Source organism: Candidatus Wallbacteria bacterium (assembly GCA_028687545.1).
GTDB lineage: Bacteria > Muiribacteriota > JAQTZZ01 > JAQTZZ01 > JAQTZZ01 > JAQTZZ01.
Window position 1 is genome coordinate 15,545 of sequence record JAQTZZ010000036.1, and the last position, 22,148, is coordinate 37,692.

Consider the following 22,148-nt stretch of genomic DNA (forward strand, 5'->3'; position numbering starts at 1 on the left):
AATTGTACGTAAGAGAATTATTTAGAGTATTCAGTATGGAGGGAGTATGAAGCTATCCGTGATTTTGATTCTATTATTTTCCTTTGTAATTTATGCCGCTGACACTGCTGAAATCAGGATCGGAGTCCTGGATTCAGGCACTGATTTCACCCATGATCTGCTGAAACGGGTGATTGACAAGCATAATCCGGAATTCACGGGCCAGAAAGATGTTGACGATGATAAAAACAGCTATGTAGACGATATTTTCGGCTGGAATTTCAATGATAACAGCTCCCAGCTTGTGGATCTCGCGCTCGCACCCGCGAATTACGACGAAATCCTCCATTTCATGGAAATCTATTGCAAATTTCAGGAAGTAGGCATGGCCGGACTCGGCGCTGACGATCAGAAGTACCTGAAGGAAAAAGCTGAGGATGATGCGTTCATGGCAAAAGTAACGTCAACAGCTGAATGGGCGCATGGAACCCATGTCGGCGGCATCACTGCCGGCGAATCTTCACCGGTCGTGATCAGAGGCATCTCCCAGGCAGGGCTGGGAGCCAGCGCATTAATAGATATCGATGAAGCCGTAGGGCAGGTCTGCTTTGCGGTCTCCTCAAATTCCAGAGGGAACGGCCGGGCCGAATGGCGTGGCATTCAGGATAATCCTAACTTCAAGGAAATCGTGGCAGAACTTGAAAAAGTGGGCCAGAGCAAAGCTGAAAAAATGATTGCAGAGGGAAAATATCTGGCAGGCCAGGGCATGAAAATAGTCAACTGCTCCTGGGGTTCAGACTTTGTCTCCCTCTTCAAGACAGTGCAGCAGATGATGCCGCAGCTCGGCTATGAAAAAGCGACTACTGCAGAAGTCATCGAAATGACGAACCTGTTCGTGGAAAAAGCGCTTCTGCCGTCAGGAGCTGAACTTTTCAAAAACCTGAACGGCTCCCTGATCGTAATCGCGGCAGGCAACACTCCCTTTAATACAGACAATTACAAATCCCTTCCGGTTGATGTCGCTGAAGGCTGCAAGCTTGTGGTGGCGGCTACCAACGGCGATAAATCCCTGGCCAATTTCTCCACCTGGGGTCCCAAGAAAGTAGACGTGGCTGTTCCGGGCGTGAATGTGCTGTCATCCTATCCGGGCGGCAAGATGGGCCGCATGAGCGGTACTTCGCAGGCAGCTCCGCTGGCTGTGCGTTACGCATCAGTGGTACTCGCTACGAATCCCTCGCTCACAGCGGAAAAGCTCAAGGAAGTCATCCTGTCCACTGTGGACAAGAAACCCTGGCTGGAGGGTAAAGTGCGCTCTGGCGGCATGATCAACGTGAAACGGGCTGCATCAGCCGCCAGGGCCATGTCTGAAGGTGCCGGACTTGAGGAAGCTGTAACCAAGGCTTTCCAGGCTGTGCCTGAGTCCAAAGCCTTCCGCGGCGGGGAGCAGCTGCGCTTCGGGTCAGAATTTGAAAAGGAACTGTATTTCAAGATAGTGTTCTGAAAAATAATCCAAGGGGCACCCCTCGCGGGTGCCCGACCACCATGATTAACCAACCCATGATTCCACAAATAACATTGATCATTCGCCTGGATTTCGGGCAACGGCAAGCGTTGCCCCTACACGGGATTTTCATGCGATGATCATCGTAGGGGCACCCTTTACGGGTGCCCGAACTACCATTGAATAAATCAATGATTCAAAAAATACCAATGTAAATGATTTACCGCAATTTAAAAGCCAGCATTTCCTGCCTTAGATCAGGTTCCATTTTTTCAATGGCGTAACGCAGCCCTTCTCTTGAGAAATGCCTGTAATTTGCCTTGATGAATTTAATGGTCAGGTCAAGGTCGGCAAGGCTCAGTTCCCTGAGCATCCAGCCAAGTCCAAGCTGCACGAAGCGCTCAGGATTTTTCACGCAGGCTGAGCCTATTTTTATGATCGTATCATTGTGTTTGCCGAATCGAGCGACATTCACGAAACTCACGCAAGCGGAACGCTGACGCCAGAGACATTTTGCGTCCTTCCAGGGGATCAGTAATTTCCCGTATTCAGGATGAGCTTCGATCATCCTGGAAATGATCTTGCCGGACAGGCTGTCGCTGGTACCCCAGTCATAGATATGTTTATCAATGATCGGCTCAAAGTCTTTTATGTGTGAATGATCCAGCTTTTTCAGATTTTTCTTCAATATCCCTATTCCAAAGGATTTTTCCTCAGCATATTTTGACTCGAAAAGCCTGTAAGCTAGCTCTATTTGCTCGTCAAAAGGCATCGTTTTAATGCTTTTTGAGTAATATTCAGAAAAAAGATTTCTGATTTCCGGGGTCTTCAGACCGTGGAATCTGATCACCTTTTTGAAATACTGTTCGTAATTGGCAGCAACCTTTGGATCTGCCTGGGATTTCAACAATGCCGTAATTTCATCAATGATATTTTTCATTGTTAAATATTATCAGAATCAGAACAATGATTAAACATCGTAGGGGCAACGCTTGCCGTTGCCCGTTCTCCAGGCGATGATTCTACCGTTGCCCATAATCCAACGAAAACATTGGCCAAATCCATGGTTATTGAATTTCCATTTGACGATCCCATTGCAGTTCGGGCACCCGTGAAGGGTGCCCCTACGATGTTTGCCGCATGATAATCCCCGTAGGGGCAACGCTTGCCGTTGCCCGTTCTTCAGGCGATGATTCAATCCAATAGATCATTCCACAAACATTAAATACCCTGCCACAGCCTGCACCAGGAATGTCAGGGTCAGAAAAATCAGACTGGTGTATAGGACAAATCGGTTTTTAAGTGCAGAAAATATCAGATGCAAAAACAAACAAATGAAAATCATCATGGAAATATCTTTCACAATAATCATAGAAATGTTCAGAATCATCCCGATTATCACAATACATAAAAATGAGGAAAAGCCTTTGAATTTCCAGGCATTCAAGGCGGTGATGGCTAAAACTCCGTAAGATAGTATTATCATTGCTGGTGAATCATTATTACCGCCCACGACAGCAAGAAAACAAGCTATTGTTATTCCAATACTATAGTAGAATGTCTTGTTGTTGTAATCCTTCAACCCGAATATCAGTACTGGCAGGAACATGGCAAGAGACATGGCTGGACTCTTGCCAAAAATTCTTAAAAGAAGGGGAAGATTTGCGTCTCCCATTCCGATTGACATCTGATACGCATCCCAGGCCACATAAGCAAAAGCCAGGGCATAGCAGATCAACCCTAATCCCCATGCTTTCGAAGAAATTCTGTCATTTTCCCCGTCCAGTCCATTGAATCTGGCAGCCAGATAAATACCTGGAGCCCCAAAATAATTAGTAACACCGTAACCAATGCTTTTTTGAAAGCTGCGCTTGAGGAGCAATCCAGCCAGACCGGCTGAAATACAAGATAAAAGAAAAAGACAAAAATCAAATCTGAAAATCATCCTAAACAGATAATGTATGGATGCCTTGAAGTAAAACCAGGCCGAAACATGGCTAAATCGCAAATCTGTTCGGAACTCTTTTGCCGATAGATTGATTCTGCACCTTGTGTAAATACCTTTAAATGGTAACAATCCGGGATTACAGAAATAATCTAGTTTTACCAGACCATGCATCCAGGAAAAATCTTCAACTCCATAAGCATCCTTTAGGTATAGATTGACAGGTATTATAAGTTCACCATAATTCGCAGTCAGTCCCATCGGATAAAAAGGCATGTTTGAGGGAAATGTTACTTCAATACATGGTGTTCGATTTTCCCATAATCCTGTATCTGTAGCTGGAAAAGATTGCTTCAATTTTTCGCGGGAATCGATCCAGCAGATCACAAGAAAATAGCTGGAGTTTAAGTAATTTTTGAAGAGCTTTTCTGAGTCAGCCGGAGATTTTCTTCCCCTGTCATTGAAAAACGATTCCAGTCCTTTGGAAGTTTCTGTTTTGACAAGTTCAAGGTGCAGTCCGTATTTTTCCTCTTTTTGCACTGATTGATATTCAGTATCATTCCCGGAAGCCGCTGTTCCAAGCGTTGCTGTAACAATAACATGAAAAATTTCCAACGGTAATGTCAGAAATTGATGGAATCTCATTTCAAAAAATGTTTCCTTGAATTCATACTTGGAAACTGGAAACATGTTTTTCCCATGAAAAATGGGAAATTTATCAGCAATCGAAGCTTGGACCTCATTCGTTCCTCCAGGTACAGGAAAAATCCAGACAGCGGATTCCGCGGTCGCGGCTGTAAAATCAACGCTGATTACGAGCCTTTCGCGGCCATTTTTCATGAAAATAGCGCCTCTCTGCTCATTTTCATTGATTGGCGTCATCAAGGAACCATCGTTGGTTTCACTTAAAACTATGCCGTCAGCGTAAAGAAAATTGGTTAGGAGAAACCAGAGCATGATTATTAGTCTAGAGAATATGAATTTAGTGTTAAGAGTGTGCATAATTTATACTGAAAACTATATCATCTTTTCAGTAATTTGTATTTACTGGATGAGGGATTTTCCGTGTCGGTTTCCCATTGTGCAGGATTGTCTGCGATGTATTTCCGGATCCTGGTCATTTCATCCTCTTCCCTGATAATTTGCTCGTAATAATTCCTCTGCCAGATTTTCCCCATTTCTTTACCTGGGTGTTTTGTTTTGAAATCAGCCAGACATTTTCTTGCGCATAAAGATTTGAATACACCAACGATTTTCCCTAATGAAATGGTTGGGTCCTTTAATGATTCAATGGCAGTTCGGGCACCCGTGAAGGGTGCCCCCACGGCGTTCATCACATGATCATCCCTCGTAGGGGCAACGCTTGCCGTTGCCCGTTCTCCAGGCGATGATTCAATCGTTACCGGTATTTCAATTGTTGAATTCATCGATGTCCCAATGATAATTATCCCATGAAAATGGTTTGGCATGATGATCGATTCATCCAATAAAATTTCCGGAAACCGCTTTGGCAACGACATCCATTCCTGGATAATGATTTTTCCTATGCCTGACAGGGTCATTTCCCCGTGCAGAATTTCTCCGAAAAGATTTTCCCGTTTGCATGAACAGATTGTAATGAAATACACGCCATCCTGCGAATAATCGAATCCCTTCAAACGGATGGATCTGCGTTTCAGGATTTTTTTCAATTGTTTGTATCCATGGTTTTAGGATTCCCCTTGGATGATTCAATTGCAGTTCGGGCACCCGTAAAGGGTGCCCCTACGATGTTCATCGCATGATAATCCCCGTAGGGGCAACGTTCACCGTTGCCCGAACTCCAGGCGATTTACCATTTTCACATGATGATTCTGGCACAATTCCGGATTCCATTGCAGTTCGGGCACCCGTAAAGGGTGCCCCTACAAATATTCCCTATTCGCCGACCTTTAACATGAAACTTTCGGAATGGCTCGAGAATTCAGGTGCATACATGCACTGGATATTGGCGATGCCGGTCTGGTATTCGCCTTTCAGCTGTACCCGCAGGCTGTATTCGAATACGTACGTTCCCTTGGGCAGGTAATCGATGAAGAAATCCGTGGCAGTGTCCCTGGTGGCTTCGTAGTAAGCCAGGCCGTCCTGGTACTTATACTGGGAAAGCACGTTTTCAGGCTCAGTGCCTGATCCGCGCATGTCGCGCAGATGCACATATTCCATGTCGCGGTCAGTCCTCAATTCGATCCTGATCTTGAGCCTGTCACCCACTTCCAGTTTATCCCCGTCCTTGAACGGCTCGATCACTTTGCCGGACTTGGTGTCCCGTTCCACGAAAACCGCCTTGTGAAGCTTCAGATTCGTCTCGTGCGGGGTGACCTTGGTCATGTCTTCCAGATAATGCCAGTGGCAGCCGCCCCAGGCTATGCCCTTGTCCTCCTTCACCACTTCGATATCTCCGAAATTGGATTTGACTTCAGAGCCGGAATAGCGCTTTTCATAGAATCCAGTGCCTGCTTCCACTGAGACGGGAACCACAGGTTCTCCACCCAGCTTAACTGTCACGATCTTGTCTGATGCGAGCAGATTCGTGCCGCGCAGCAGCAGGGCATAAATCGCATCAGCCGTAGCTTTGGTGGTTTTCCAGTCCTGGGTCTGCTTCTGCTTCAGAAGCCAGACCTTGCAGTCTTCCATGGATTTGTCGTCTTTGGCCACTTCATCGAACAGTTCGATCATGATGGCCTGGGTTTCGATCGGAGCCCTGTACCACCACCAGGAAAGCTCGGTTTCCCGCCAGTACATGCCAAGCTCTTCATCGGATTTGCTGCGTTCCCGGATCGAATTCACGATTTTCTGCGGAGTTTCTTTTTCCCCGAATCTGTTGAGAGCTAGAGCAAGCTGACCCTGTGACATGCGGCTGTCAAGCTGCAGCCAGTATTTCCTGGACTGTCCCATGAAATAATCAAATGCTTCTTTGGCGAAGCCAGGGATCTCCTTGTCCTTGAGGAAAAAGCTTCGTCCGTATAGATACATGGCTATGGTGGAACTCAGATGATTTTCTTCCAGATGCCCATAACGCTTGATTTCCTCGTATGTTCTAACCAGCCAGTGATCGATGAAATCCAGTGCTTTAACCGCACAGGCAGTATCCACCTTCACTCCTAGATGCTCCAGCCTGCCGAAGCCGGTTACAATGTACATGGTAATATATGCATCCGGCCTGCCGCCAGGGAACCAGGGCCAGCCCCCGTCCGAGAGCTGCATGTTCACAAGCTTGGACATGGCGCTCTGCAGCGAGGCCCTGGTGCAGTTATCATCGAACAGTACAGCGATCTTTTCCTTGGCCTGGGTTTCGTTCTTCGCCTCGCAGACCCAGGGAGTTTCCTGGAGCAGGACATTCTTCAGGTCCTGATTCTTTTCCAGGTTCGAAGTGAGAGTCTTGGTGCCCTTCCACTGGTCGAAGATCCGCTTGATCTTGGGGTCTGAATTGGCGATGTAGGCTGCCAGCGCATTGGCGTACAGCCTGTTGAAGACCTGTTCCGAGCATTCGTAGGGGAATTCCATCAGGTAGGGCAGCGCCTGCACAGCATACCAGGACGGATTGGACGCCATCTGGACTGTATAATCGAGATTGACCAGTGTTTCGGATGTAGCGGACTCTGCGATCTTTTTGAACTGGAATTTCCTGCTGCCTGCATCCCTGATCCAGAGCGGAATCGATTCCCGCACTTCAATCCTGCGGGAGAGCACAGGCAGTATTCCCTCTTCCCCATCGGAGAATTTGTCGGTAGCGCCCACTACTTTATATTGCAGGGCTCCGATGTAATTGGGGACTTTGATCTTCCAGGAAAACCCGAGCGACTGATTGCCAGGGATCGAGAATTTCTTCTCAGATTCGATGTTTCCGAAATCAGTATCCATTGAAGCAAGGCTTTCAGCATTTGCGAGGCTCAGTTTCACCACTCCTTCTGCGGTATCAGCGGTCATGTTTGTGACCTTGGCTGTGAATTCCAGGATGTCGCCTTCCCGCATGAAGCGCGGGGCATTGGGCTGCACCATCAGCTCTTTCCTGGTGACTGTCTTGCCGTTCAGCTGTCCTGACTTCAGATCAGTGGTATGAGCCATGGCCATGAATTTCCAGCTGGTAAGCGCTTCAGGCATCTGGAACTTGATGGACACCGCCCCGTCCTTGTCAGTGGTCAGCTGCGGGAAGAAGAAGGCTGTTTCATTGAGGTTTTTCCGGGCAGAAACCTTGCTCAGGTCCGGCTTAGGTGATTCGGGTCCGTTGACAGCTCCCTTGTCTGATGCGGTCCCTTCCTTTTTCTGTGCTTCTCCCGGAGCGGCTGAAGAAGGAGCAGGAGCCTGGGCTGCCAGCATGCTGTCAGAAGCAATTTCTTTCTCTTCCAACCTCCCGCCCGAGTCTTCTTTCCTGGCCATGCCTTTCATCTTCACTGATCCCCGCATCATCTCGTACCCGAAATAATCCTCGGTCAGCTCATTGGAAAAGCGCCAGTATTCAGGTGTAAAGCCTGAAACATATGTGTTCCATTCGTTGTAGAAATTGTAGAAAGCTACCTGCTGATTCGTGAAAACCGGGAACAGGCTGCTCTGATGCAGCCGGAAGTAGTTTTTGAAATCCTGGAAGAAATGGGGATAGAAGGCATCCAGGGATTCATCATAGAGAGTAGCCACCATTTCCGCAGCAGCTGCCTCAGCTCCCGGTCCCTTGATTTCAACGCTCCATTCATCTTCCTGCCCTGGCTTGAGAACCGAGCGGAAGGTGGAAAACTTGAGAGACAGGTCTTTGTTGTCCCAGGGAACATTGATCTGGCGGGAAACGAGGTAAGCCCGGTTTTCCTGGACAAAGGTGGCATGGACAGTAAATCCGCCCCTCAGCTTCTCATCGATTCCCATGGTCAGGCGTCTCTGAGTCTCGCTCGCGTCTGTCCAGAATTTCTGCAGGATTTTACCGTCCTGTTCGATTTCCAGATAGGCCTGTCCCTTGTCGTATCCGGTACCCCACACGAATTCCAGTGTGTCGCCTACCTGCAGGTTTTCGGACCTGACGCAGTCAAATGACGGCACTTTGACAGGAAATTTTTTGGCTCCTGCTGCGAACACAAGAATCGGGAGGGCTGTTTCTATTTTTTTGCCGAAAGGATCAGTTCCTGTCGCCACGATCGTGTATGCACCCGCCGGAAGCGCAAACTTCGTGCTGAAAGCTTTGTCTTTTTCCTTGGAAAAACCGGATTCACGCACGGATTCTCCCCGCTCCCAGAGCCGGTAATCGGACTTATTGGGCTCGTTCAGTTCCCTGTACCAGTAACTCCATTTGAAAAGTTGCGCTTTGACCGGTTTTTCCGGTTCCAAGAGTTTATAGACAGTCAGTTTTCCTTCACAATCGGCACTCACGCCGTCCAGACTTGCAGCATTCAGATTCAGGTCGAACTGATTGTCTTCCTCTAACCATTCAGTTGCCGAAAGAGTCAGTTCAAGGGCTGCAAAGCCGAGCCGCACTGATAGAGAGGCAGACCTTGTTTCACCCGCTGAATCAGTGCAGTCTGCTGAGACAGTGTAAATAAAGGTGGGATTGTCTTTTTCCAGGATCAGAGGATCAGGTTTTGCGAGAAAGGTCACTGAGAAAGTACCGTCAGTTCCTGTTTTGAGCTTGCCATGGACGATCTCCTGCGCACCTGACTGAGGCAGGTCGAATCCCCACCAGTACCACCAGGAAGGCATCTGGGCCTGCCTGGTCACTTTGAACTTCACTGCTGCGGAATCGATGGGAGCGCCTGTGTATGCCAGTGCCTTCCCCTTCAGAGTCACCTGTTCGCCCAGTTTTCCCGCTTTTTCAGGCGGCGACATTTCCAGATAGAATTTGGGTCTCTTGTATTCCTCGACTCTGACCATGGCGGTGCCGGGAGGGCTGTCGGCTGATATGGACATCGCGCCTGTCAATCTGCCCGAGGGTGCGGTGAAGGTCCCGGTGAAGCTTCCGAATTGATTGGACTTGAAGGTACGCCGCTCTATCTCCTGATAATTAGCATCCCGGAAAACTACAGCTACCTGTCGTTCCGGAATAGTTTTGTATTCGTCGTTCTTCTGGTCAATGCTGAAGACTATGCCCTTGAAATAGATGCTCTGTCCCGGCCTGTAAAGAGAGCGGTCTGTAAAGAAAAGCACGCTTTCATAAACCGGTTTGTCTCCCAAATAGCCACAATAATAAGGACCACTGACCAGTTCGTCTTTTCCATTTTTAACTAAAATCAGCAGCTCCCCGCGATCGCCGGGAGCGGTTGAAAAAATTCCATCAACACTGGTCTCGGTTTCCTTCCATTTTTTATACAGGCCGTTGCGGTCCCGCTGATAGACTGTAACAGAAGCCGATTTAAGCGGAGTTCCGCTGAGATTATCGGTCACCATGCCTTCCAGCAGTTCTTTCCGCGGCCTTGTGATCAGCCCCATTTTGCTGACCCAGAGGGAAGCGAATTTTACGATGTTGCCGCTCTGGATGAATTCAGGATTGTAGCTCGCTATCACCCGGTAATACCCTTCGCTGAGGGCCGGAATCTCCTTGATCACCATTTTTTTCTTGTAATCAGGAGTTGGTTCAAGCTTGCATTCCCATTCCAGCAGGGGCTTTTTTTTGAGGAGTTTCTCAGTCCTGTCATAGGCATAGTTTTCCAGTTCAGCCCAGCGTTCTTCAAGCACCTGTGCCCAGTCGTCAGCAACGACTCTGAAATAGATATGATCACAGTTTCTGTATTCGATCTTCAGGCTGGAAGTGCCGGGAGGAACTATTTTTTCAGACTCTATATCCAGTTCCTTGGCTGTGATCCTTGAAATCAGCGCTGAACAGTTGGCAGCTCCAGGAGAGTCATGGTGAAGGTCTCTGCCAGAGACTGCAGTCGCATAAGCCTTGACATAATCGCCTTCCGAAAAGAGAAGTTCAGCGATCTGATAAAGAGCAGTGCTCGCAGGCGCTTGATCTTTGTATTCGGTCGCGATCACAGTGAGCCTTTCCATCAGCGTCTTGTCCAGGTCCTGTCCGCTGCCCTTGTTTTTAATGAACAGGAGCCGTTTGATGTCGTTGTCCACCAGACCTGGGATATTCCCGGACTGATTGTAGGCAAGCAGTTCCTGATAAAGCTTGAGTGCTTTAAGCAGCGGAGAATTGACATCAGTTGTCTGCGGATCAAATTTCAGGAATTTGTCAAGGTCTGCGAAAGCGTCAGAAGTTCCTTCCAGTACAAAAGCATCTTCAGGCTGGGCAATGCTCTGATCGTCAGCCTCATAGAACATCAGGGCTTCGGCAGCAGCAAAATCATAGAGCGTAGGGCGCAAAGCAGGGTCCATATTCCCTTTATCCAGAAACTTTGAAAAATCCTCTGTTTTGACTGTCTTCAGATATTCCTTCTGGGAAAGCACGTCTGTATATACTGCGTCGATTTTATTGAACAGCTTTGGAAGATCCCAGGTGGTGAAATCAACCTCGTCCAGAGAAGCCGTAGCAGACCGCTGCAGAAATCTCCAGCGGTTGCGGCTATAGTACTGCCAGAACCAGCGGGCCTGGATCAGTTCCAGAAGCTGTTTCACTCCCTGGGGAGCCTTGGTAATCTCTGCTTCAATCCTCGTGATTTTTTCTTCCGGATGGTTCCCTTCAATATTGCTCTCCAGCACGATTCTGGTCGTGATCGCTCGCAGGGCTTCTACTCTGTCCCCTTTTTCAAGGGCCTGTTTTTCGATCTGCAGTAAAACTGTGATCGCCGATTTAGGCAGGCCATCCTTTTTAGCTTTCTCGACTTCATCCCAGAGACTCCCTGCGTTCAAAAGTTTGAAGTTAAACAGCACAAAAGCCAGCAAACACAAAATCGAGAGGTTCTTCATTTAATCCTCCTGAATTTATCTTCAACTTACTGACGTACAAACTTACTAACATACAAACCTCAAGGGTCTATTAGGGATGGCACTTTCAGTGCGCATCAGCAAATCATACTAGCTCATCCAGCTCCATATAAGATTCCAGCTTGGAACTTATGTTTTAATATTTTACTCTTTTTCGAGAATTTTTTCAGCCTGAAATAAAGATTGATGAAATTCAGTCGTACTAAGGAAGAATCCGGATTTTACTTGAAGATCCTTTTCTGGATATTGATATTGGTCTTGTCTTCTTCAGGATTCGAATACCAGCGGGTGGTTCTGTTTATCCATTGGTAAGGATAGCATCCAAGTTTAAACAGAAAAATGTATGGAATAACCATTAAAACGAGAAATGGTGATGGTGAACTGTATGTGTCGTCTACCGGCAGAAATTTCTTCAGATCGTATCTTTCAGACAATGATTTGCTGATCTTACCCCCTAGGATAAGGATGTCCAGCAATCCCAGAAGAGCTCCGGACACTGCAATGCCCATCAGTATCGCGAATCCCCAGATGAACAAATTTTCCATTAATCTCTACCTTCTACCTTGGTTTATTCTACTGTATTCAATCTACTAAAAATCCGCACAATTTGCAAGTGATTCAAGTATTTTAATGCGGTTCTGGCGGGATCGCTTCCATCGCGCTGCCCGGAGGAGCCGGCAGCGGCTGATACCAGTAGCCGACAGGGACTTCTTTTGTCTCATCCTGAAACGGGATCAGCTCGTCATCTCCGGAAATTCTACCGTCAGGACCATAAGAATAAAGCTGGAATATTCCGAGTCCTTTGCTGAAGATTATGAGGATCGGCCTGCCGAAATCGTCCAGACAGAAATCCGGCCAGGCGCTCGCTGCCTTATAATACGGACCGCGCCAGCACTCGGATAACGGCATTCCGTCAGACCTGGTTTTGGGTTTTTCAAGCAGATCCCATAATTTCACCGGCATCTCTCCCACATCAGAGAGATATTCCTGGCAGGCAGTAATTCTGGCAGCCATCATGCTTTCCCGTCCCATCTTCAACCTGTTCCCGTAATCAAGACTTGCCAGCATGAAATCAATGTCATACTGTCCGATCTCCAGTCCGTAGAAACTGAATTCGAGATAATGAGTGTCATCACTGAAGATCAGCAGTTTGATCCTTGGATCCTTACCCGGATTTCCAAGTTGAAATGCCCTGCTGCTGCGATCCCTGCTTTCCACCAGAAATGATGAGCCATCTACCGGCAGGTTACTTTTGTTATCACGGAAGAGCAGACATTTTCCGCCTGCAGCGGCAAAAGATCGAACGATCTCAGCAAGATTCATGTCATAGGATAGATTCGACAGATTTGAGCGTAAAAGAGTTTCCACGAATCCTGACTCACAGGTATCGAGCAGATGCTCTACTCCAGGAATCAGCTGAGCAAGGTTTCTTGTCTCTCCCAGACGTGAGATCTGGTCTCTGATCAATGGCAGATTGCCGAAGTTGCAGGTGAGCCGGCGATCATCGAGCGTTGAGCGGATCATGAGCTGATTCTGGTTCCTGTAATATTCCTTAGCTGATCTCCAGGGCAGGTTAAAGCTCAGGTCTCCGCAAACAAACAAAGGAAACTCCGCCCTGTTGGCGACATTGACAGATAAGATCTTTCTGGATAGAGGTTTGTACAGTTCCGGATAGCGTTCGATAGGAGCAAATTGATGTACATTATGGATCACAGTCAGTCTGAAACCGATCACCAAAGCTGTGCCGAACAGGAACCCCAGGGCAACAGTCCAGGAAAACAACCAAGCTGTTTCTTTGGCAGTTCTTACTCTCACCTGCCAGAGGGCACCGATCTGGTCCTTGAATTTGTTGATAAAAGCCGTATATTGCGCTGCAATCAGATTCTGATAAAGGGAAAAGATAACCGCCAGAGCGAAGAAGCTCCACTTCCAGACGGCCTGGATAAATGGTTCAGAGAGAGAAAAAATCAGCACTGCCAGAATAATGCCTGAGAGAAAGAAGCTGACACCCTGCCTCCTGTAAGCGGCTGCGGTTCTAAGAATGAATTTTTTATCCAGATCTGTAATTTCAGGCATGGGTATCTATCCGTTTAATTTCCAGGGGCGCAGCATGCTGCGCCCCTTACAAATCACCTGGCTAACTATCCTTTGTATGGACGAACGGCTGTTCGCCCCTATTGCTTCTCGATCACTATATATTCCTGGCCCAGTTTGGCCCGCTTTTCCATCAGACTCTTGTAATCCTTGTAATCTTTGACATCAAGCAGTTCGCCGTTTTTAACCATCTCGTCAGAGAAAACAATCACCCCGCCCTTCTCTGTGAAGGACGCCTTGTAAGCCACAGGCCCGGCTTTGGCATTGATCGGTTCGGGCATGTAATAGATTTTATAGCCTTCAGGGAGCTTGATTTCGAATTCCTGGGCATCTCTCTCGCAGGAGTTCCAGTAAAAGGGATATTCCCGATCAGTTTTGCCCACTGAGCTCGCGCTGTAGTCAAGTCCGGGCAGGCGGAAAACCATGAATTTTCCGGCATGCAGAGCATAGTTCCCTATCTGGTACTCGCAACTGAAAGCGGGCTTTCTGGAAAGTTCCTGGAGATTTTCGTACTTGTAGTTTTTCACCCTGGCATTGGGATGGATGCCGCTCACCTGTCTCTCCACTTCCTTGTCCAGTTCTGCCTTGTTCATGGCTTTTTTGCTCCTGATATCCATTGCTCTGGCACCGAAAAATTCACATGATTCGCTCGCGCTGAGCGCATAGTCGCCGGACAGGCTGATCTTCACTCGATCCGCATAGCCCTCAGCTTCTGGCTTGAGCAGAGGTGTTTTTCCGAATTTTCCTGTATTGACATCGAATACATCCGAATCCTGGTATGAGTCATAAAGCTCATCGAATGCCATCGAATCGCTGAGCGGTGCCACATACTTGTCTTCTTTTTTAAGATACACGCAGTTGAAATCGAACTGACCGATGTTCCCGAGCTTTCCGTTGATCTTTCCATCAACCTTGCTGATACCGTAGCAGAAATCGCAGTCTATACCGGCACGTTTCAGCATCGCGTAATAGATAAATGCCATGTCCAGCCTGTTGGCGAATCGATTCTGGAAGATTTCAGAAACCGGCTTCGGCAGATAGGAATAATGCTGCATTGAAACAGGCTGCTGTGGGATTTCCCGTACCACATAATCGAAAATCGCAACAGCTTTTTCCTTGTCATCTTTCAGTTTTCCGCAGATTTCATCCACTTTTTTTCCGACTTCATCTGATTTCCCGAGATTTTCCTCGAGTCTTGCTTGGATTTCTTTAGCCAGTTTATCGAAGCCATAGTCGATCCCGTAGGTCACATAAGGAAAGACCATTTTATAAGGAGGCATCTCATCCTCTGAGATATAACCGGGAAGGTTATCAGCGGAAAATGTATATGTTTCCTTGTCCGCTGAGATTTCTTTTTTCAGTTTCACTTTGTTCTCTTGGTTGTTTCCGATCTCAAACACGAAATTGGAACCCTTGGGAACTTCCACTACCAGCCTGCAGATTTTTTTGGGGTCCTGTTCTCTGAAATAGAATTCACCAAAAAACGGGTGCAGGATGTCTGTCTTCAAGGTCTTTTTCGTGAAACCATACTCGATCACCGAACCGATCGCAGCTCTAGGAACCGCGAATTTGACGCAATGCGTCTTTTCATAAGCCTTCAGCTGATAAAAAACGGATTCGTCCTGGATCGATTCTTCATTCAGGTAGAACAGGTCCTTATCCAGAATCGTGCGGGCAAAATCAATATTCTGGGTCTCCTCTCCCTTTTTGTAATAAAACCTTACATTGGAAAGGTCGCGGGAACGCTCTTTGAGAATCTTGGCTGCAATATGGTCGCGTTCAGTCGCAGACCCGTCTTTTGATAATGACACTCTGGCTTCGTCGATCAGGTTGATATGTCCGGCGTCCGGATATTTTGCTTCGCTCAAGTCTTCCTTTAAAAGATCCCTGAGTTCCTTACTCTTGATTTCAGCCGGAGTGTTCTCCCCTTCCAGCTTCTTGAAGCCGAGAAAAGAAACTTTCAGCAGGTCTTTTTTGGCGAAGTCGTGATCTTTGCCTTTTAAGTCACTGATTTTTACGGACTCTTTTCCGATCGCGGTTATTTTTCCATAAATCTCGTCCCCATTGTTTAAGGTAACCGTATCAGACCAAAGCTGGAGAGTGAACATCAGAATGATTAAAAAAGCTGCTTTCATCATCATGATTTGCCTCCTTTCTGACTGAGCTTGAGGAAAATCTTTTCTTTCGTATATTCCTCGATCTGCTTGTGGAGCTTCCGGTATTCCGTATATTCGCCGACCCTTACATAGCGGCACTGGCGCTTGTAGCAGTCCTTGAAAATGATCTTGCCTTCCTTATTTCTGGAATACTCTGCGTCATAGGTGAAGTATTTGTGTGTGATATGCATGGGTTTCGGCAGTTCCAGCACTTCCATGTTCGCCGGGACGTTGATGATGAAGGTGTTTTCCTTCATGAACGGATAGCCGTACTCCAGATCGTACTTGCGCTGTTCCAGGCTCAGTTCCGGGAACTTCATGCTATAACCAGGCAGTGTGAAAATCACCAGGTCTGAGGCGAAGGTCGGGAAATGAGTTATTTCATACTCCTGCTCGATCGAAAAAGCTTTGGTGATATCAAGCAGGTTGTTGAGTTTGTATTTGATCAGTGTGGAATTGGGCGAGATCTCGTTGACCATTTCCTGGAAGCGCTGCTCGACTTCGGATTCTTTGACTGTTTTCCAGTAACCCCTGAGCCAGGTCTCGTAATCGCCGTTATAGCGGGTCCACCAGGAAACCCTGCAGTCTCCATTTTCTTTCAGATTCACGATTGTGGTATAGCTCGCACGAGTTGAGGCCGGGTTCTCCTGAGGAATGAACTGCAGTTCGCGGTCCAGAGGATTTATGCAGTACACACCCTGGTCGAATGTCCCAAAGGAGGGGTAACGGGAATTGTAGCCAGTGGAGTCCAGAATCATGCGCTTGCCATTCAGGTACACGCAGGTGATGGCATGCTGCACATAGATTCTTGGCAGGCTGGGATCAATGTCGTCGCCGTCAGTCACGTTGAGCAGAACCGGTGTAGACTTGACTCCGACTGCGTTCAGCATGCCTGAAAAAAGTACAGCCTTGTCCACGCAGCAGCCGAATTTGCGCTCGAACGTGGTATCGCACTTGTAGCTGCCGAAGATCGAGGAAAGGTCGCCCTTGATGATGATGTAGCGGATGTTCTGCTGTATCCAGTGGTAAATGGCGGCAATTCTGTCTTCATCCGTCTTGCAGTCCTTGGTGAGGTCACGGGTGAAGGCGATCAGTTTTTCAGATGGTATGCAGTTTTCTTTGTAATAAGCCTGGATCCAGTCATAGATCACGCCCCAGTCCTTGAAGATCGTGCCGTAGATGTGGGCGACTGCGTCTGATGTAGCCGGCATGGAAGGTTCCTCTACGATCAGCGGAGGGTCGTTCACCTGCCAGGTATAGATCTTTTTTCCATCCCTGGTTTCAATCTGAGGGTCATTCTTGCCGTCAGGGAAGTTCTTTGAAAGATAATAGAATTCCATCTTCTCAGGGATCACTACTCTGCAGCGGGAGAGCTGGACAGGATCTACGCCCTGGAACGTGAACTGGGGAAAAAAGAATTCTTTCTTGGCAGGTTTAAAGGTGGTTTCCTTGTATGTATATTCGATCAGATCCCCGACCTCCACCTGTGCCAATTTGAAAATGAAGGTCGTTCCTGTGGTGAATGTATCCCCGCCGGAACTGGGTTTGCTGATCACCACATTTTTCGGGTCAAACGGGATCACTGTACCGTCTTTTTTGATGGTACGGGCTGAAATCAGTTCAACCTTGTCACGGCCATCCACAAAGTAGGTGCCCCCAGTGGCATATCCTTTATGGGTTTCTTTCATGATCAGGCCCAGGGCGTGGTATGTATTTGAATTTGTGCCGTCCTCATTGTATTCGAACAGCCCGTCGTCGATCAGGGTGATATAGCCTGCGTCAGGATACTTGGCCGCGAATTTGTAAGCGTCTTCCACCATTTTCCTGGTTTCTTCGGAAGACTGCACCACTTCAGCCGTGCCTGCTGCTTCCTTGGCGACAGTGCTGAAGTAAAGCTCCTTCACCTGGTTCAGATCCAGGTCAGTTCCGGTATCAGGATGAATCTTTCCTTTCTCCAGAGTGTAAGTCGCAGATTCAAGCTCTTCGCCGGTCTTGAGAATCGCTTTCTCCCCGGCCGAAAGAACCGTCAGACTGAACAGAACGAGAAAAATAATTGTCAGCCGCACTGAATTCCTCCTGTGGTTTGTTCTTGGGAGTAATATACTCGATTTGGTTGATAATTTCGAGCCCAAAAAATATAATTTAAAATCTGCTTAGAACCTATTTCATAAGTCTGCATCGCCGCGTTGCCTTGCACCGACAAGCAGTTCGAGGCCATCCGGTCGAAGGTGATGCGGCGCATCATCAAGACCGGATAACGAAGAAATGCGCAGTCTGGTGCCGGCAACCCTCCGGGTTCGGGCTGCAAAATTCAAAAGCGTCGTTGCGGTTTGTCGAAAATGCACCACATTTCCTTCCTCAACGCGCCTAGCTTTTGAACTATGGAGCTCCGAACGCGGTTGATGCAGACTTATGAAATAGATTCTAGGAGAAAGCTGTCATTTCCCTGCGCTGATCCTGCCCACTCCTGTAACGCTCTTTTTCACGGTAACCGGATTTCCGTAATATACCACTTTCCCGGCTCCGGACAGCGAAACTGTCAGCGAGTTATCAGCGAAAACCGTAGTCTTGCCTGCTCCGCTCAGGTTGATCTCCACGTCTCTTGCTTTGAGTTCCCTGGCTTCAAGATTGGCTGCGCCTGAGATCACAGCCTTGACTCTGGGGCTTTCACCGCGGCATTTGATTTTCGCAGCGCCTGAAACTGAAAACTCTATGTCTCCATCGAGCTTGTCAAACAGTCCGCTGCACGCTCCGGAAATTTCCACCAGGGATAAAGTACGGCTTCTGATCTTCACGTTAAGCCCGTCACTTGGATTCAACGACTGGGTATGATCCAGGATCAATGTGCTGTTCCTCACTTCGCAGCGGATATATTCCAGCAGGTTCTCATCAGTCGTGATTTCAGCTTCACAGGTTTCGGATTTAAGATAAGAGATGTTGAAAACACCACCCACCTGGATTGCAGTGAATTCATCCAGTTTGTACCCTGTCTTTCCGATCCTGCCGTTTCCTTCAACGCTGTTTCTGATTTTCCCGATCAGTTTTTTAAGTATACCCATTTTTTCCTCCAGTCTGATTATAATGTTTTACCATCTACTTAAGCCGTTCTTTCTTTGATTTGGGGAAAAGCGGTACTGTCTGCATGAACGAGGCTTCATCTTCCAGAATGAATCGCTCTTCCTTGCCGTTGAATGCCCACCAGTAACATAAAATCGAAAGCAGATAGCTCACAATCGTGATGTAGAGCGGAAGGTCGTAGAGTTTCAGTTCCTGGCAGCGGCCTGCGAAGTAGGCGGCAAAGCACCAGGTGATGTTCCAGGAAAAATTCTTGGCAGCTGAAAGGAACGGCCGTTCCTCTTTTTCGAAGCAGGCCATCGAAAAATGCTCCTGTACAGGCCCGGCCATGTTCATCAGCCCCATGCGCATGGCATAAGCCAGCATGATCAGCCAGAAGTTGCGGAAATAGATGATCATGCAGATGAACGGAACTGATAACAGCTGGGACACGGTGACTATGGACGTGGGCCGGAAATAACGGGTGAAATATGGATTGAGAAAGACGAAAAAGGCCATGGAAAGCTGGGCTGCGGTAAATATTGCACTGATTTCCAGCAGAGAAAACTGGAATTTCTGTCTGAAATAAAGGTTGAACAGTGGCACCATCGCTCCTGCTCCGAAACCGACCAGAATATTAGGCAGTAAAAATTTGTTGAGCGTTTTCCAGTTTTTAAAATTTCTCATGTGTGTGAAAACATTGCCTTCCATCTCCACTGTCTGGGTCACCTTTCTCTTTCTGATGAAACGAAACAAATAGGTTGAGATCAGAACAAAAAAAAGTGCTGTAATGATGGTAAGGTGCTGGGACCTGATCACTGACAATTGGAACTGCTCAGTCAGCCAGGTCGGATACAGCCCGGCCAGGAAGCTGGCCAGGGTTCCCACCAGGATCAGGATGCCGCCTTTGACGGAAAAGAAGTAATTGCGCATGGGCGGAGCCACGATTTCCATGGTCAGCGGGCTCTGCAGAACGTTCATGATTGTGGAGCCAAGGCCGTGGATGGCGAAGAGAATCAGGATCAGATAATAATTTCCTGTGAACAGGATCAGGATCAGGGCGAACAGGCTCACGAAATTAGCCATGATCACTGAAGTGCGGTATCCGAAATGCGGTATGTATGATGAAAACAGCAATGAGACAATGGCTCCCACAAATGAAGCGACAGAGGTGATGGTGCCGATCTGCCCTTCCCTGAGCCCTATTTCCAGAAGGTACAGGTTGAAGATCACGCCGAAGATGCCGAAAGCGAAGTTGTAGAAACTCATGGACGAAAGATAGAGCTTGGCAGATGGTGATAGTTTTTTGAAATTAGCCAGTGTGGATTTAAGCATGAAGTAATTTTATCTGATTAAATTCGGGTGTCAATCAGTGGTGTTTTAAACTGTATTCCAGGCAATCGCTTGTAAACTGCAAGATGTTAGTAAGTTGGTAAGTTAGTAGATTTGTATGAAGGGAAATACAATTTTCAGCTGGTAGTATAATTGTTCAATGCTTAATAAAATTCTCTTTACAGTCATGATACTGATGCTCGCCATCACAGCGGGCTTTCTGGCAACTCCCCTGCCCTCGCCTCTTTTCCCGGACGATTACAGTACTGTGATTCTGGATGAAAACGGAGGGATTCTTCGAGTCTATCTCAACAGTCACGAGCAGTGGTGCTTTCCCTCAAGTCCGCTCCAGATCCCGGACAAACTTGTGCAGGCAGTTGTGAACTTCGAAGACCGCCGCTTTTTTTCCCATCATGGCGTTGATCCGGGGGCAGTGCTTCGTGCAGTAAAGCAGAATCTGACCAGAACCAAACGTGTGAGCGGCGCCAGTACGATCACGATGCAGGTAGCCAGGCTGATGGTTCCCAAGGAACGCACAATTCCCCATAAAATCCTGGAAATGCTGCAGGCCTTGAAAATTGAACAGCGTTTGAATAAGGTTCAGATCCTGGCTACATATCTGGAACACGCTCCATATGGTGGAAACATCATTGGATATCGCGCAGCCTCCTGGAAATACTTTGGCAAATTTCCGGAAAAGCTTACCTGGGCTGAGGCTGCCACTCTGGCGGTGCTGCCCAACAGCCCGCGCCTGATCAATCCGGTATCAGACAGCAGAGGACTGCTTGAAAAACGCAACCGGCTGCTGAAAAGCCTGTATGGAAAAAATCTGTTTGATGAAAACACCTATCTGCTGGCGCTTTTAGAGCCTGTCCCGGCCGCACAGAAGCAGTTCCCTGTTTCAGCACCTCATCTTTGCGACTGGCTGCACTCATGCTTTCCCGGCCAGACAGTGGCTACGACAATTGACCGGAACTTTCAGCAAAGCTGCACCAGTCTGGTCAGGGACTATTCCGCTTTTCTGAATTCCAGGGGTATCAAGAACGCCTGCGTTCTGGTCGCGGAAACCGATTCAGGCAAAGTCAGGGCCTATGTCGGTTCGCAGAACTATTTTGATATGGAACGGCAGGGCATGGTAGACGGCATCCGCTCCCCCCGTTCCACAGGATCGATCCTGAAACCTTTTCTTTATGCTCTGGCCATGGATCGGGGCATGCTGCTGCCTGACACGAAAATCCCTGACGTACCCACTCACTATGGCTCCTTCTCCCCTGCCAATGCAGACCTTACTTATCGGGGCATGGTCACTGTGCACGACAGCCTTACCATGTCCCTGAATGTGCCTGCAGTGATGCTGCTCGATTGCTACGGTGTGGAAGATTTTTATGGATTCCTGAAAAAAGCGGGGCTTAAAAATCTCTTCCGCACGCCGGACGAATATGGCCTTCCTCTTGTAATCGGAGGAGCTGAAGCAACGGTCTGGGACCTGGCTGCCATGTTTGCAGGGCTGGGAAATCTCGGCAATTTCCGGAAAATCAGCGTTCTGCAGGGAATCGAGGATACAGCGGAAAACAGGCTGATCTCACGCGGTGCCGCCTGGCTCACTCTCTTGATGCTGCAGGATGTAAACCGGCCCGGGGCTGAGAATTACTGGCATCAGTTCAGTTCGCAATGGCCGATCGCCTGGAAGACAGGAACCAGCTTTGGCTTCCGTGATGCCTGGGCCATCGGAGTCACACCCCAGTGGACAATCGCTGTCTGGGCAGGTAATTTTACCGGCGAAGGCAATCCTGAACTCTTCGGCGCCCGCTCTGCGGGACATCTGCTTTTCGACATTTTCAACACCCTGCCCAGAAACCCTTTCAGAATCTGGTTCGACAAACCTGAATCTTCCCTGCAGAGCCTTAAAATCTGCCAGGACAGCGGGTATCTTGCCGGTCAGGATTGCCCTCAAACCGTGGAACGGGAAGCGCCGCTTTCCATGGACCATCTGAAGGTCTGCCCATATCATCGCAAGGTGTTCCTGAACCCGGACCGCAGCGAAACAGTCTGCTCCCTCTGCTGGGGAACAAGCGGGGAAGTAAGTGAACAGTATCTTGTCTATCCGCCTGAGGTGGTGCAGTATCTGCGTGAAACCGGTGGAGCGCCTCACACCATTCCTTCTCACAGAAAATCATGCCCGTCTCTTGGTGCCTACAACCCG

Annotated in this window: 12 protein-coding genes; 2 read left to right on the plus strand and 10 right to left on the minus strand. The window is 48.1% G+C overall.

Translation table 11 applies throughout. The features are described 5' to 3' along the window. Positions 1-46 precede the first annotated feature (46 nt). Positions 47-1,480, plus strand: coding sequence for a S8 family serine peptidase (locus tag PHW04_13480; protein ID MDD2716899.1), 1,434 nt, complete (start codon positions 47-49; stop codon positions 1,478-1,480). A gap of 220 nt (positions 1,481-1,700) precedes the next feature. Here the strand turns inward: PHW04_13480 and PHW04_13485 are convergent, their stop codons facing one another. From PHW04_13485 to PHW04_13530, 10 genes are all read right to left on the minus strand, one after another. Beyond that, entirely contained in the window at positions 1,701-2,420 is a 720-nt protein-coding gene (locus PHW04_13485) for a DNA alkylation repair protein (protein MDD2716900.1), read from the minus strand. 267 nt (positions 2,421-2,687) lie between these two features. Further along, positions 2,688-3,812 (minus strand): hypothetical protein, encoded by a 1,125-nt coding sequence (locus PHW04_13490; GenBank protein ID MDD2716901.1) that lies wholly within the window; start codon positions 3,810-3,812, stop codon positions 2,688-2,690. 635 nt (positions 3,813-4,447) lie between these two features. Further along, entirely contained in the window at positions 4,448-4,987 is a 540-nt protein-coding gene (locus tag PHW04_13495) for a hypothetical protein (GenBank protein ID MDD2716902.1), read from the minus strand. Between the two features lie 355 nt (positions 4,988-5,342). Further along, entirely contained in the window at positions 5,343-11,291 is a 5,949-nt protein-coding gene (locus PHW04_13500) for an alpha-2-macroglobulin family protein (protein ID MDD2716903.1), read from the minus strand. A gap of 239 nt (positions 11,292-11,530) precedes the next feature. Continuing rightward, positions 11,531-11,854 carry a hypothetical protein gene (locus PHW04_13505; GenBank protein ID MDD2716904.1) on the minus strand — a complete coding sequence of 108 codons (324 nt, stop codon included), beginning with the start codon at positions 11,852-11,854 and terminating at the stop codon, positions 11,531-11,533. Between the two features lie 82 nt (positions 11,855-11,936). Beyond that, on the minus strand, positions 11,937-13,385 hold the full coding sequence (locus PHW04_13510; protein ID MDD2716905.1) for a hypothetical protein: 1,449 nt from the start codon (positions 13,383-13,385) through the stop codon (positions 11,937-11,939). 98 nt (positions 13,386-13,483) lie between these two features. Beyond that, positions 13,484-15,544, minus strand: a complete 2,061-nt coding sequence (locus PHW04_13515) for a DUF3857 domain-containing protein (protein MDD2716906.1) — start codon at positions 15,542-15,544, stop codon at positions 13,484-13,486. Continuing rightward, complete coding sequence (locus PHW04_13520) at positions 15,541-17,625, minus strand: DUF3857 domain-containing protein (protein ID MDD2716907.1); 2,085 nt, start codon at positions 17,623-17,625, stop codon at positions 15,541-15,543. Before PHW04_13520 ends, PHW04_13515 begins: the two co-directional genes overlap by 4 nt. A gap of 372 nt (positions 17,626-17,997) precedes the next feature. Continuing rightward, positions 17,998-18,618 carry a DUF2807 domain-containing protein gene (locus tag PHW04_13525; GenBank protein ID MDD2716908.1) on the minus strand — a complete coding sequence of 207 codons (621 nt, stop codon included), beginning with the start codon at positions 18,616-18,618 and terminating at the stop codon, positions 17,998-18,000. 34 nt (positions 18,619-18,652) lie between these two features. Continuing rightward, entirely contained in the window at positions 18,653-19,948 is a 1,296-nt protein-coding gene (locus tag PHW04_13530; protein MDD2716909.1) for an MFS transporter, read from the minus strand. A gap of 157 nt (positions 19,949-20,105) precedes the next feature. On the opposite strand from PHW04_13530, the gene pbpC reads away from it, so the two are divergent. Continuing rightward, positions 20,106-22,148, plus strand: a 2,043-nt coding sequence (pbpC, locus tag PHW04_13535) for a penicillin-binding protein 1C (GenBank protein ID MDD2716910.1), incomplete at its 3' end; no start/stop codon positions are given.

What these genes read in the sequence shown, in the direction of transcription:
- PHW04_13485 (MDD2716900.1), bottom strand. Translation starts at nt 2,420, where the DNA reads ATGAAAAATATCATTGATGAAATTACGGCATTGTTGAAATCCCAGGCA.
- PHW04_13500 (MDD2716903.1), bottom strand. Translation starts at nt 11,291, where the DNA reads ATGAAGAACCTCTCGATTTTGTGTTTGCTGGCTTTTGTGCTGTTTAAC.
- PHW04_13525 (MDD2716908.1), bottom strand. Translation starts at nt 18,618, where the DNA reads ATGGGTATACTTAAAAAACTGATCGGGAAAATCAGAAACAGCGTTGAA.
- PHW04_13480 (MDD2716899.1), top strand. Translation starts at nt 47, where the DNA reads ATGAAGCTATCCGTGATTTTGATTCTATTATTTTCCTTTGTAATTTAT.
- PHW04_13510 (MDD2716905.1), bottom strand. Translation starts at nt 13,385, where the DNA reads ATGCCTGAAATTACAGATCTGGATAAAAAATTCATTCTTAGAACCGCA.
- PHW04_13505 (MDD2716904.1), bottom strand. Translation starts at nt 11,854, where the DNA reads ATGGAAAATTTGTTCATCTGGGGATTCGCGATACTGATGGGCATTGCA.
- PHW04_13495 (MDD2716902.1), bottom strand. Translation starts at nt 4,987, where the DNA reads ATGACCCTGTCAGGCATAGGAAAAATCATTATCCAGGAATGGATGTCG.
- PHW04_13515 (MDD2716906.1), bottom strand. Translation starts at nt 15,544, where the DNA reads ATGATGATGAAAGCAGCTTTTTTAATCATTCTGATGTTCACTCTCCAG.
- PHW04_13530 (MDD2716909.1), bottom strand. Translation starts at nt 19,948, where the DNA reads ATGCTTAAATCCACACTGGCTAATTTCAAAAAACTATCACCATCTGCC.